Genomic DNA, 13,160 nt, shown 5'->3' with positions numbered 1-13,160 from the left:
TTATGAAAACTATTAAATCCATTTTATTGGCACTTATAGTGTGCCTAACAGCAAATTTCTCTCAAGCTCAACAAGCTTTTCAAATCCATCAAGACAATGTAAAACCATCTAAAGTTATGGAGTATGAAGCCATAGCAAAAGAGTTTAATACAGCCTGTAAAGAGCACAATGTTCAAGGTACATGGTATGCAGCTAGCTCAAATGATTTCAAATATTTTTACATCACCCCTATTGAGAAAATGGCAGATTTAGATGAGCGTCCAATGGCAGATATGGCAGAAGCTATGGGTGATAAGTTTGGAGAAATGTTCGAACGTTTTGATAAATGCTACGATACTCATGGTACTTATATTGTTGTAAGAGATGATGAGTTATCTTATATGCCAGAAGGCCAAGTAAATGCACCCGACGATGAAAACTACCGCAAATGGTTTTACATGTACTTCACACCAGAAAACGGAAAAAAGATGCACGAAGGCATGAAGGCTGTTAAAGCATTTTTTAAAGAAAAAGGCTCAACAGAATACTACCGTGTATACACTAACGGTATGGGGCAAATGGAACAATATTACATGGTTTCTGTTTCAGCAAAAGATGAAATAGATTCAGCAAAAAGAGAAAAAGCTAACCGCGAGGTTTTAGGTCCAGATCGTTGGGACGTATTTAGTAAAGTAATGAACTATACTAGCAGAATGGAAGAATACAGCGGAGCAATGCGCCCAGATTTAGCTTACGTTTCAAAAAAAGAAGAATAAAGTAATCTACCAATTACCTAGAGTAACCAACTTTGTTTTAAACATAAACCCTTCTTAAATAAGAAGGGTTTATTATTTATAAGTAAATCTATAAGCCGAATTCTGTAATTCGCATCAACGAATCCCTTATCATTTATCTACATGTATTGTTACCAATACACTCTAGCTGCTTACCCTCCAGCATCAAGCGTGCCGCCTTCAAACGCTGGTTTACATAGCATTGCACCACATAGAGTTTACCTGGTTTCACTACAGCATAACCTGTACATACTTTCTGTTGCACTTTTCCTAACCTCTCGGTTGGTGGCCGTTAACCACTACGTTGCACTATGGTGTTCGGACTTTCCTCTTTTAATGCTAAACTTGTTTCAATACCTTTCTAAATTAACTTAAAAGTTAAAAAGCATAAGCTACTGGAACAAATTCAGCACAAAAGCGATAAGGCGATTTACTGCTGCAAAATTACAATTCCTAAATTGTATAATCTAAATAAAATTAATTATTTGGGCGTTACCTATATCCTGAATTTAGTTCAGGATATAGGTCAGGCTTTCCGCTACAAGTCCTCGCTTATGCGCTAAGGCGCAAAAGCTGTGGGCTTTCCACTGCAATCCTTAACGCGGGGGTGCTTGCTAGTCTAGTGTTTTTTAAAATGAAAGTTGGTGTCTTTTTGGGAAGGTTCGTTTAACGTTCTGTATAAGATGTCGTAGCCATCCCGCAGGGTGGCTATGCATTTTATACCTTGTTGTATGCCGTTATTTTAGTCGTTCAACATTTGTTAAATATTTTTTACAAAGTCTCTTTTCTCTAGTGTCAAAAAGAGCTCTTTTTATTGCGTATGTTCCTCCAATTCCTATTCCAAGTGCTCCTAATATTTCTTTTGAATATTCCGCTGATAGAGCCTGTGGATTATTAATAAGCATATATGTCGCAAAAGGGATTGAAGCAAGTCCAATTCCCATAAGGACTATTTCTCTCGTTAATTCGGAATAAATATTATTGAAGCTGTTTATAAAATCTCTTTCTGTAATTCCGTTTCCAATTGAATCTTCTAAAAGATTGATTTGATTATTGAATACAGTAATACTTTCTCTATTTCTATTTCTGAATTCAATTAATCTGTCAAATCCTATTTCTGAAATATTTGCAGGTACGAGCAAGTTTATAATTCCTTTCATAAACTTGTTTCTATTTCGTACTCCAGAGTTATGAACTCTTGAGAAATTTGAATAATTGTCAAATTCAATATTGTCTGTTATTATCGAACCGTCTCTCTCATATGAAATTTCTTGAGCTAAATGAGTCATAAATAAAAAGGCTAATTCTTTAGGTAACAACAAACCCTCTCCATTCCTTCGCCCTATTCTTTCACTTTCGCAAAATTCTCCAAATCGATATGAGAATTTTTCCGAAAATATTTGATATGTCCAATTTCTTTCGTTTCTCCAACTCCTTTCTATGTTTACTCTATTCATTAGAGGTCCACGTCCGTATGGGTCTCGCAAAAACTTTTGAGCTTCCTCAATTGATTTAATTGAAGCTCTTTCTCCTTGCATATATTCAGGTGAATACATTTCGACCAAGTCGGTTTCGTTAGATAATCTTCTATATTCATCTGAAATTAAATGTTGTCTTCCATAAGGAACAATACTTTCAAACCTTTCTAAATAAAGAATAGAGAATTTTAGCCATTCTGTATTTGGTGGTTCTAAATTTGGATAGTATAAAAATTTCTTCATTTGATAATTGTTCTTATTGCTCCAATTTCATGCCCTCAAAAATTTCTTTAAACATTTCTCCTGGGTCAATATCAATTGCAAGAGCAATTAAATACAATTCATCTGCTCGGAGTTTTGTTGATTCGTTTGAAGTCAGTTGAGATAGTCTTGCTTGACTAATTCCTGTTCTTCTTGAAACCATTGCTCTATTAACTGATTTTTTTGTTAAGTATAGCCCTAAAGAAGTCATAAATCTTTCGAATTTGTTGATATAAATTTAGCTCTTGAAAAGAAAATTATAGAATTTCTAAAGTTTTATTTTTAATTTCGATAGATTTTAAATAGATCTGTTTAGAAATTCTAAAGAATACTTTTCAATACTTATAGATTATGAGCAAAAGATATACCAAAGCCGATTTAGAAGAGATTGTTTATAAGCAATTAGAAAATCTAAACGCAATGCACGATTTATTAGGGATTATGAAATTTCAAAATGACCTAATCCAAAATATCAATCAAACGTTAAGAGAGGAAATCGGTCAATTCAAAGAGAAGCAAGTTATGTGTCCAACACGAAGGAAGTCTAAATCATAAATTTGCAGTTGGCTTTTCCGCAATGGCATACAATGTTTTTACGGATATAAAATCGTTTTAATGTTTTATATCCGACGTTAAACGAAGTTATCATTTTTTTCTGACAAAGTCAAGTGATTTAGTATTCCCTAATGGTTTAATTTTTGTTAATAACTCCTATTAAATTATAGCTTCAAAATTCCTATTTCAAAACTGAATTTTTAACTTTGTTATCAATTCAAAAAGCATCATGAGATGCTGAAATAAATTCAGCAAAATTGGAACACTTTGTAGTATCGGCCAGAAAATACAGACCTCAAACGTTTAAAGACGTTGTAGGGCAGCAGGCTATTACAAATACCCTACTTAATGCTATTGAAAACAATCATTTAGCACAAGCCTTACTCTTTACAGGGCCTCGTGGTGTTGGTAAAACCACTTGCGCGCGTATTCTAGCTAAAATGATTAACAGTGATGGCTCTGAAACTGGCGATGAAGATTTTGCTTTTAATATCTTCGAACTCGATGCCGCTTCAAACAACTCTGTTGATGATATAAGAAGTTTAACAGACCAAGTTAGAATCCCACCACAAGTTGGGAAATACAAAGTGTATATTATTGACGAGGTGCACATGCTCTCTCAAGCCGCTTTTAATGCCTTTCTTAAAACTCTAGAAGAGCCACCAAAGCATTGTATTTTTATTTTAGCAACTACTGAGAAACATAAAATTATCCCAACCATTTTATCGCGTTGTCAAATTTTTGATTTTAAACGCATTACGGTAAAAGATGCCAAAGGCTATCTAAAATACATTGCTGAAGAACAAGGTATAACTGCCGAAGATGATGCTTTACACATTATTGCACAAAAAGCAGATGGCGCCATGCGTGACGCCCTTTCTATTTTTGACCGTGTGGTTAGTTTTTCAGGCAAAAACCTAACTAGACAAGCCGTTACAGAAAACTTAAACGTTCTTGATTACGAAACCTATTTTACAAGCACAGATTTAATTTTAGAAAATAAAATCCCAGAGTTATTATTACAATTTAATAGTACACTCTCAAAAGGTTTTGATGGTCATCATTTTATAGCAGGTTTAGCATCACACTTTAGAGATTTACTAGTTAGTAAAACTCAAGAAACTATTGAGCTGTTGGAAGTTGGCGACCAAACCAAAACCAAATATTTAGAGCAATCAAAAAAAGCCTCCCAAGAGTTTCTCATGCAAGGTATAAATCTTGCCAACGATTGCGATCTCAAATACAAAACAAGTAAAAATCAACGCTTACTTGTTGAACTGTGCCTTATGCAACTTGCCTCTATCACTCATGATGGAGAAAAAAAAAATAGCAAACATTACATAATTCCAGCGTCTTACTTCCAGAAAAAGGGCATCACCCCTATTCCAGTTACTATACCTAACAAAACCGAAAACGTTACACCTTCTGCGGAAGCTATAACTGAAAACACCGAACCTTTAGAACAAGTTGCTGAAGTTGTTGAAAAATTTCAAGTAAAAGAACCACCAAAAATTGTTTTAAAACAAGATTCTAAACGAACATCTGGTCTTTCATTATCAAGTATAAGAGCAAAGAAAGAGCACGAAATTAGGCAAATGGATGTGGTTATTGATGAGGAAAACTTGCCTAAAGAACCATTTACCGAACAAGAACTCCTTACCGCTTGGAATACATTTATTGAAAAATTAAGAACCGACGGGAAACATAATTTGGCTTCCATTTTATCTATAGACACACCAAAAGTAAAAGGAACAACTATTCATTTAGAGTTTCCTAACGCTACAAACAAAGTGGAAGTAGAACGCCAGCAGTACGATTTATTAGCATATATTAGAAAAACACTTAGTAATTTTGATATCAGTTTAGATATTACAATTAATGAAGTTCTGGAAAAAAAATATGCCTACACAACAGCTGATAAATTTGAAAAATTAAAAGAGAAAAACCCAAATATTGATATTTTAAGAAAAACTTTCGATTTAGATGTTTAAAACACTATTTAACAGTAGGTTAATTGTACTTATATTTATATTCGTCATATCACTAATTAGTTGTGATGGCAGAGATAGAAAGTACATGAATAACACAGAAATATTACAAGAAAACAATTTACTAAATAAGTTTAGTGAACAGGTGAAATTTGTACCAAACTCCCCTGTAGCGATTAACACAGATACTATTTTAAGTAATGGGTTTAATGTTAAAATTAATTATCGCTCAATTGAAAACAATGCCTTTTATAAAGTTACAAAAAAGGAAAAGGATTCAATAATAAAAATGAACTACAAAAACTTTGAAGCTCATATTGAAGTTTTTAAAGATGATACACCAATAAATCAATCCACAATTAATAAACTATTATTTAGTGAGTTTGAAAACGCTTCGTTTTCGAATCAGGCCATTATGCAGTATGTATGGGTAGACCATAACAAATCAAGTGATGATGTGTTATATTTAAATACGTCTTTTAATATTCCTGAAACTGAAACTTTCAAAGATTTTATTGTAGCAATAGATAAAAAAGGCACCATTCGTATAGAACAAAACCCAACCTGTTAAATATTATTAGTTATGCTAGGACTTAAACTGCCAACAGACCCACGTTGGGTTAACATTGTTGAGAAAAATATTGAAGAGATATTAACCGATCATGCTTTTTGCGAGCAAAAAGCTACCAGTACAGCTATTTCACTAATAGTGAGTTTCCCAGAATACACAGAGTTGGTGCAAGAAATGGTGGCACTAGTAAAAGAAGAAATTAGCCATTTTAAAATGGTTCATGACAAAATACTAGAACGCGGCTGGACTTTAGGTAGAGACAGACGTGATGATTATGTTATTGAACTTCTTAAGTTTTTCCCTAAAGGTGGCAGCAGAACTACCCAGCTAGTACATCGTTTACTATATGCAGCATTAATAGAAGCAAGAAGTTGCGAACGCTTCAGATTGCTTTCAGAAGAATTAGAAGATAAAGAACTTGCTGAATTTTACAGAAACCTAATGGTAAGCGAAGCCAACCACTACACTATGTTTTTAGGCTTTGCAAGACAATATGGTGAAAAAAAAGAAGTTGATACCAAATGGCAACAACTTCTTGAATATGAGGGTGAAATTATGAGTAATTTAGGAACTAGTGAAACTATTCACGGTTAAAATTTATAGCCTACACCTAACTGAATATTTCTGTTTTTTGCTACAATTCCTAATTCTTCATCAAAAACATTCCTAATACCATAGTTATATCTAATGTCTACAAAAAGAGCATAAGTAATTTTATAATCTGCACCAATAACTGCTGAGTATGCTAAGTTTTTAATACCATCATCTTTTTTATGGACTTTCAAACCCATTTGAGGACCAATACCTGCATGAAATTTTTCACTAAATCTAAACCTAAACAAAACAGGCATTTGGATATAATCCAAATGCAGTGGCTCTGCATTGGCACCTTCTGCAGAAAACTGTATTTCTGGCATTAAAGAAAGGGTTCTTGATAAACCAATATTGGCAAAAAAACCAACATATAAACTATTTCTGTGTTTGTTAGTAGCAATAGGATCTTCTTCAAAATCTAAATGAGAAATGGTGTAACCACCTCTAATACCATATTTTATTCCGCTAGAAGCAGACCATTTTTCTTTAACAGCAACCGTATCACTAACTTTTTCTGTAGCCTTTGCATCATTATTCTCTTGAGAAAAGCCATAAAATGAAAAACTAAGTAGTACCGCTAATAGTAATATTTTTTTCATCTGTTTGTATTATTTAGTTAAATCTATCAGATGTCATTTGCCAAAATAAAGAAGTCACTGGGAGCAACACAAGTATAATAGGCTTATTTCAATATTAATAGATTTGGGTTATTAATAATAGTAATTATGCGGGTACGAATATATATTATAAATTTAAAAAACTACAATTATACAAGCTAAAGTGCATAATTTTACTGTGTATTGCTAGAAACCGTATCATAATAGATACTTTTAATAATGCCGTCTGCTAATCCTATTTTTGGAACATATATGTTTTTTGCACCACTCCATTTCATCGCAGACAGGTAAATTCGCATTGCTGGAATAATAACATCTGCCCTATCTTGATTAAGTGATAATTCAGTTATACGCTCTTCATAAGAATAGGTTTGAAGCGTGTTATAATAAGAGGTCATGTAAAAATAAGAAAGTGGTTTTCCTAGTGCTTTTCCTGATACCTTAAATATTTTATTAATATTTCCACCAGAACCAATAACATCAATTTTATGGTAGCCCTTGGTATTAATACTTATCCATTCCTGTAATTCTTGCCACGTTTCTTTCTTCACCATATCATTTAAAAGCCTTACTGTTCCTATTTTAAAAGACCTTGAGGCTCCATGATTTCCCCTATCAATAATTGTAAACTCTGTGCTTCCACCACCTACATCAACATATAAATAGGTTTTATTTGGATCTATATATTTGTTCAAATCTGTAGCAGCTATAATAGCAGCTTCTTCCTCTCCACCTATAATATCTATACTTATACCAGAATGGCTTAAAATAGAATCCACAACCTTACGTCCATTTGCTGATTCTCGCATCGCAGAAGTTGCACAAGCTTTGTATTTTACAACTTTATGAGACTTCATAAGAAGTTTAAAAGCTAGCATGGTATCTAACATACGTTGCGTGTTCTCTTTAGATATTTTACCTTTTATAAAAACATCTGCACCAAGACGGATAGGAACACGAACTAATGAGTTTTTTTTGAATGTTACTGGCTTTCCTTTTTCTTCTATTATATTTGAAATAAGTAATCGTACCGCATTAGAACCAATATCTATGGCCGCATATTTTTTAATTGAAAGCATGCTTCGTTTTCTATTTGTTTAAGTAATAATCATAGATGGCAAATTGAGATCTCACCTTATCTTTATCATTCTTTAAATATTCATTCTCTTGTGAGTCATTTAACACCCGAGCCTTTACATTATCACTCCAACTGATGTTAAATGTATCTATAATTTCTTTTTTTATGTCTTCATCATAAATAGGGCAACTCACCTCTACTCTATTTTCTATGTTTCTTGTCATCCAATCTGCAGAAGAAATATATAATTTTGAGTTACCATTATTTCCAAATATATAAATTCTAGAATGCTCTAAAAACTTATCTACAACACTGATAACTTCAATGTTTTCACTCATACCCTTAATACCTGGAATTAAACAACAAATACCTCTTACTATCATTTGGATTTTAACTCCTGCCCTACTTGCCTCATAAAGCTTATCAATCATAGGGTAGCTAGAAATACTATTCATTTTTAATCTAATAAGTCCTTCTCGCCCTTGTTTTACATTTTCTATTTCAGCATTAATAAGTTTAAACACGGCATTTTTTGTATAATGTGGCGATACAATTAAGTGCTTATATCTATAAATTCTATAATTTGTTTCGAAGAAATTGAAAATTTTATTCACATCTTTTAAAATCTTTCTATTGGATGTGAAAAGCGTATAATCGGTATAAATTTTGGCTGTAGATTCGTTAAAATTACCTGTACTAATAAATCCATAGCGCTTAATTTTTTTTCCTTCTTGACGCTCAATAACACACATTTTACTATGCACTTTTAAACCTACAACGCCAAAAATTAAATTAACACCTTCATCTTTCATTTGTTGAGCATAATTGATATTTGCCTGCTCATCAAATCTAGCACGAAGTTCTATAGATACAGTTACTGATTTACCATTAATTGCCGCATTAATAAGCGAACTAGCAACATGTGAAATTTCTGCAAGACGGTAAATAGTGATTTTTATAGTCTTTACTTTAGGATCTAAAGCCGCTTCTCTTAAAAACTTCACCACATAAGAAAAAGTCTGATATGGTGCATGAAGTAAATAATCTTTTTTAGCAATGGCCCCGAAAATACTATTTTTTAAACTTAAGTTTTTTATGGGTAGCGCCTCAATTTTATCATAAAGCAAATCTTTTCTTCCTAAACTTGGAAAGCCCATATAATCTCTTCTGTTATGATATCTCCCTCCAGGGATTATACTGTCCGTATCATCAATTCCCATTTTAGACATCAAGTAGCGTAAAGTCTCTTTATGTATAGTCTTATCGTAAACAAATCTTACTGGCTCTCCAACTTCACGATGCTTAACACTATCTGATATTTTTTCGATAAAACTTTTACTTAAATCACTTTCAAAATCCAGCTCACCATCTCTGGTTATTTTAATCATGTGGGCAGAAACGGCTTTGTAATCGAAAATATTAAAAATATCTCCTAAACAATGACGCAACAAATCATCTACCATGATAATATGATCTTTGTCGCCTTGTTTAGGTAAAACTATAAAACGGTTAACTGATTTTGGAATTTCAATTAAAGCAAACTGTTTATTATCACCAGACATTAACATTCTAACTGCTAAATAGGCAGCACTATCCTTTAAATTAGGTAGAACAATAGAATCATTAAGTATTATAGTAACTAATGCAGGACTTATTATTTTTAAAAAATATTCTCTAATAAACTCATCTTGAACATCATCTATTTGAGTTTCATCAATTATATAAATATTTTCCGCCTTTAAAAGTTTATCAATATCATTTAAAATATCAACACTTTCACTTTGTTGTTTAATTACAATTTGAGTAATTATTTCTAAAAGTTCTTTAGCTCTTATGCCACCAAGCTCATTTTTACCACCTTTTCCAGCTTCTACTATACGCTTAACGGTAGCATAACGTACTTTAAAAAATTCATCTAAATTGTTTGAAAAGATCCCTAAGAAACGTAATCTTTCAATTAGAGGTACTTTCTCATCTGTAGCTTCCTGCAAAACTCTTGCATTAAATTGCAACCAACTTATTTCTCTATTTATGTAACTATTATTATTTGAAACCTCAGGTATTGTCATTCAAAAATCGCTTTAATCTTACTAAAAACAAATATATTCTATTTGACTAGAAAAATACTAGTTTTAATCTTTAAGCTACTGTAAAATTCTAATTTTTATTGAATAACCAAGAGATAACTATTTATTTGAGGATTTCAAATCCCTGGGAAAGATAGAATATGATGTTTTGCCAGAATTTAAATCATTCCATTGGTTAATATCAAATTTAATAACCACCACACCACTGGTAGGGACATTATCTATATACTTATCTCCGTACGTATTAACAAAAGCTGTAATAGCATGATTGTGCCCAAAAATCATGAGTGTATTTATGTGGTCTTTACAAGCTTTTATAGTCTTAACTAAATTTACTCCAGAAAAATCATATAAATCATGACTAAAATGCACAATCTCTTTATTGATATTTAAGTTAGAAATAAATATGTCTGCTGTCAACATTGTGCGAACAGCATCGCTACACAATACTAAATCTACTCTATTGACTTCTTTAGCTAAAGCTTTTGAAACCAAATTAGCATCATTTATACCTCTATTTTTTAATGGTCTCTCATGATCAATAACATCATGCTCCCAAGACGATTTTGCATGTCGGATTAAGATTAGTTTTTTCATAAAACATCGATTAAACGCAATTTTTATCGACAAAAAGTTGTTTTATTCGATAAAAATCAGGTTATTTGTTTCATAAAATTATAAAAAATGAAATAAAATCATTCAATAGCCTCAATTATACAGATCAAAATATCACATAAAAAACTCATTATGTGACTAATAGCATCATTATGTGTCTATATATAATATGATTTAAAAATTTACATAACAGAAAAATGAGAACACTATTTACATTGATAATGGTATTAATAGTTAATGGAATACCTCAAACAAACAACGTTTCAAATGAAGTATCACAAAGCTCTAGTGCAGAAATTTCTGTTGAAAAAAATAGAAGTTTTAAATCTATAGGTCAAGACGGCGCTAATTTTATACTAAAACTAAAAAACACATCTGGCTCAAGAAATTCCTTTATAATAAGGGCAACATTAGATTCTTCTCCTTGTTCAAACAAGTATAATTCTAATCTATCAACTAAAGCAAATAATTCAAATTTATATATGTTACTTGAGACGGATAACTCCCGAAGCATGTCTAACAGCGAATCTAGAATTCAAATCACTTTAGATGCTGAACAAACAAAAGAATTCACTTTAACTGCCACAGCTCCAAATACTACAGTATATAACACTTGGGGATGTATTAAAGTAGAAGCTATTTCTGATACAAATGAAACTATTTCAGATGAAATAATTTTAAGTGTATATATACCCGATCCCTCACAAAACTAAAATTCAAATCGTTGAAAATTAGTTTAAAAAGATAATTATGATAAATCAATTACTTTTTCAAAAAATAAACCCCAAACAACTAAAGAATTATGCTTTAGTTGTTTTATTGTTTTTCACTTATCACGCATTGTTTTCTCAAGAAGTTGTTGCGAATAAATATACTATTGATAATTCTGTTGAATGTAATCAATTTGATGTTACTCTTGAAATTATAGGTAACCCCCCTCCTCAACCACAAGAAACTGTTCTAGTGATTGACAGATCTGGTAGTATGAGTTTTGGTCCAAATCCAAAGCCGATTGATTTTGCTCAAGATGCTGCAATAGATTTTGTAAATAATTTCTTTTTACCAGCCAATAACCCAACAGGTTTAAATAGAGTTTCTATAGTTAGTTTTAGTACAACAGCTACTGTAGATATTGGGTTAACTGATAGTAGTGGACAAGCAGCTGTTATTGCTGCTATAAATAGTATTGTTACTGGTGGCGGTACTAATACCGAAGATGGTATTATTAAAGCGGATGAGGTTTTAACAACAACAGGAACCTTTGATTGTATAACCTCCAGAAGTATAATTCTTTTATCTGATGGTGTGTCTACAGCCCGAAATGTTGGTCCTGTAACTAGTTTTTGTGACTCTACAACCACGGTTACTATTTGTCAAACTGAAGCGATTCAAGCTGGAATTGACGCACAAACAACTACTGTCTCTGGAGAAACATATAATCAGAATATTTTTACAATAGCTCTTATTGGAGCCATCAGTGGTACAGAAGAAACTGTTGCATTAAACACCTTAGACGGAATACAAAACTCAGGCGCATTCTCAACTGAGAACAATGCAGATTTAAATGCAATTTATAGTCAGATTTTAGGCAGATTAGCTGCTGCTGCTACTCAACTCCCTGGACAATCATTAGTTACAGATACTATACAAAACGGGTTCACTTTGGTACCTGGTAGTATTAATACAAATGCTGGATCAGCAAGTAATTCTGGTTCTGTAGTTTCTTGGTTTGTATCTCAGTTATATGATGAAACTATTACATTAACCTATACCATTGAATCTGACGGTGTTAATGCTTGTGGTAATCAAGTGCCAGGTAATTCTGTAATTAACTATGAAGATTCATCTTGTAATACGTCATCAATTACATTTTCTAATCCAAATATTTGTGTTCCCTGTCCAGAGATAAATCCAATTATATCTAGAATAGGATGTACAAATACAATAGAATACTCAGGTAATTTAAATCAAGGCGAATGTAATTCCGTATCAGATTCTTTTCAATGGATTTTTAGATTAAACGGGACACAAATTGGCTCTTCAAACTCTCAAAATGGTACTTTTAATTATACTGGTACTGATAATTTTGAAGGTTCTTTTTCTGCAGAACTCACCTATTCTGGTTCGTATGGAAATGGGACTTGCTCATTAAATGATATCTCCACTGCATCAAATATTATAACTCTTCCTTCAGGTTTAGTTATAAGTTTAGAATCAATTACTGACGTTAGTTGCATAAATGGCGACGATGGTGCAATAGATATATCTGTTTCTGGAGGTACAGGAATTTATTCTTATGATTGGGATTATAATGGACTTGAAGATCCAGATTCTGATACTCAAGATATTACTAACTTACAAGATGGGAGTTATACGGTTATTGTTACAGATACTAACACTGGATGTTTTATATCTGAAAGCTTTGATGTATCTACTATTATTGATAATATAAACCCAACCATAACCTGTGCAGCTCCTGTGTCGTTCAATGTTACTGCTACCGGATGTACCGTAGACTTAGCAGATGTTAACTTAGGAACTCC

At 32.3% G+C, this 13,160-nt stretch carries 13 protein-coding genes and 1 other RNA gene; 7 read left to right on the top strand and 7 right to left on the bottom strand.

From position 1 onward, the window contains the following. Positions 1–2: 2 nt before the first annotated feature. A complete protein-coding gene (locus tag Q0772_RS07775) occupies positions 3–755 on the top strand; it encodes a hypothetical protein (RefSeq protein ID WP_298342506.1) in 753 nt (250 codons plus the stop codon). Positions 756–830: 75 nt separating this feature from the next. Here Q0772_RS07775 and rnpB read toward each other — a convergent pair. The 3 genes from rnpB to Q0772_RS07760 all read right to left on the bottom strand — a co-directional run bounded on the left by rnpB (position 831) and on the right by Q0772_RS07760 (position 2,723). Next, positions 831–1,210, bottom strand: an RNA gene (gene rnpB, locus Q0772_RS07770) — RNase P RNA component class A. 300 nt (positions 1,211–1,510) lie between these two features. Continuing rightward, positions 1,511–2,494: a hypothetical protein gene (locus tag Q0772_RS07765; RefSeq protein ID WP_298342503.1), complete on the bottom strand. Its 984-nt coding sequence runs from the start codon at positions 2,492–2,494 to the stop codon at positions 1,511–1,513. Between the two features lie 13 nt (positions 2,495–2,507). Beyond that, positions 2,508–2,723, bottom strand: a complete 216-nt coding sequence (locus Q0772_RS07760; protein WP_298342501.1) for a helix-turn-helix transcriptional regulator — start codon at positions 2,721–2,723, stop codon at positions 2,508–2,510. Positions 2,724–2,863: 140 nt separating this feature from the next. Between Q0772_RS07760 and Q0772_RS07755 the strand changes: the two genes are divergently transcribed. The 4 genes from Q0772_RS07755 to Q0772_RS07740 all read left to right on the top strand — a co-directional run bounded on the left by Q0772_RS07755 (position 2,864) and on the right by Q0772_RS07740 (position 6,220). Continuing rightward, positions 2,864–3,067, top strand: coding sequence for a hypothetical protein (locus Q0772_RS07755; protein ID WP_298342498.1), 204 nt, complete (start codon positions 2,864–2,866; stop codon positions 3,065–3,067). Between the two features lie 257 nt (positions 3,068–3,324). After that, positions 3,325–5,058 (top strand): DNA polymerase III subunit gamma/tau, encoded by a 1,734-nt coding sequence (gene dnaX / locus Q0772_RS07750; protein WP_298342495.1) that lies wholly within the window; start codon positions 3,325–3,327, stop codon positions 5,056–5,058. Then, the gene (locus Q0772_RS07745) at positions 5,051–5,626 is read left to right on the top strand and encodes a DUF4738 domain-containing protein (protein WP_298342492.1); all 576 of its coding nucleotides are present in this window, start codon (positions 5,051–5,053) and stop codon (positions 5,624–5,626) included. The genes dnaX and Q0772_RS07745 overlap by 8 nt, the downstream gene beginning before the upstream one ends. 12 nt (positions 5,627–5,638) lie before the next feature. After that, positions 5,639–6,220: a tRNA-(ms[2]io[6]A)-hydroxylase gene (locus tag Q0772_RS07740; RefSeq protein ID WP_298342490.1), complete on the top strand. Its 582-nt coding sequence runs from the start codon at positions 5,639–5,641 to the stop codon at positions 6,218–6,220. Here the strand turns inward: Q0772_RS07740 and Q0772_RS07735 are convergent. The 4 genes from Q0772_RS07735 to Q0772_RS07720 all read right to left on the bottom strand — a co-directional run bounded on the left by Q0772_RS07735 (position 6,217) and on the right by Q0772_RS07720 (position 10,599). Next, positions 6,217–6,819 (bottom strand): porin family protein, encoded by a 603-nt coding sequence (locus tag Q0772_RS07735; protein WP_298342487.1) that lies wholly within the window; start codon positions 6,817–6,819, stop codon positions 6,217–6,219. The two genes, Q0772_RS07740 and Q0772_RS07735, sit on opposite strands and share 4 nt — an antisense overlap. A 191-nt stretch (positions 6,820–7,010) precedes the next feature. Further along, entirely contained in the window at positions 7,011–7,916 is a 906-nt protein-coding gene (locus Q0772_RS07730; RefSeq protein ID WP_298342485.1) for an exopolyphosphatase, read from the bottom strand. A 10-nt stretch (positions 7,917–7,926) separates the two neighbouring features. Continuing rightward, positions 7,927–9,984 carry a polyphosphate kinase 1 gene (ppk1, locus tag Q0772_RS07725; RefSeq protein ID WP_298342482.1) on the bottom strand — a complete coding sequence of 686 codons (2,058 nt, stop codon included), beginning with the start codon at positions 9,982–9,984 and terminating at the stop codon, positions 7,927–7,929. 117 nt (positions 9,985–10,101) lie between these two features. After that, the gene (locus Q0772_RS07720; protein WP_298342479.1) at positions 10,102–10,599 is read right to left on the bottom strand and encodes a histidine phosphatase family protein; all 498 of its coding nucleotides are present in this window, start codon (positions 10,597–10,599) and stop codon (positions 10,102–10,104) included. A gap of 215 nt (positions 10,600–10,814) precedes the next feature. Here Q0772_RS07720 and Q0772_RS07715 point away from each other — a divergent pair, with 215 nt between their 5' ends. Continuing rightward, positions 10,815–11,330 carry a hypothetical protein gene (locus Q0772_RS07715; RefSeq protein ID WP_298342476.1) on the top strand — a complete coding sequence of 172 codons (516 nt, stop codon included), beginning with the start codon at positions 10,815–10,817 and terminating at the stop codon, positions 11,328–11,330. Positions 11,331–11,367: 37 nt separating this feature from the next. Continuing rightward, positions 11,368–13,160, top strand: a 1,793-nt coding sequence (locus Q0772_RS07710) for a VWA domain-containing protein (protein WP_298342473.1), incomplete at its 3' end; no start/stop codon positions are given.

It is taken from the genome of uncultured Algibacter sp. (assembly GCF_947490405.1).
In the GTDB taxonomy this organism is placed as follows: Bacteria; Bacteroidota; Bacteroidia; order Flavobacteriales; family Flavobacteriaceae; genus Algibacter_B.
This window is presented reverse-complemented; position numbering and strand designations above follow the sequence as displayed.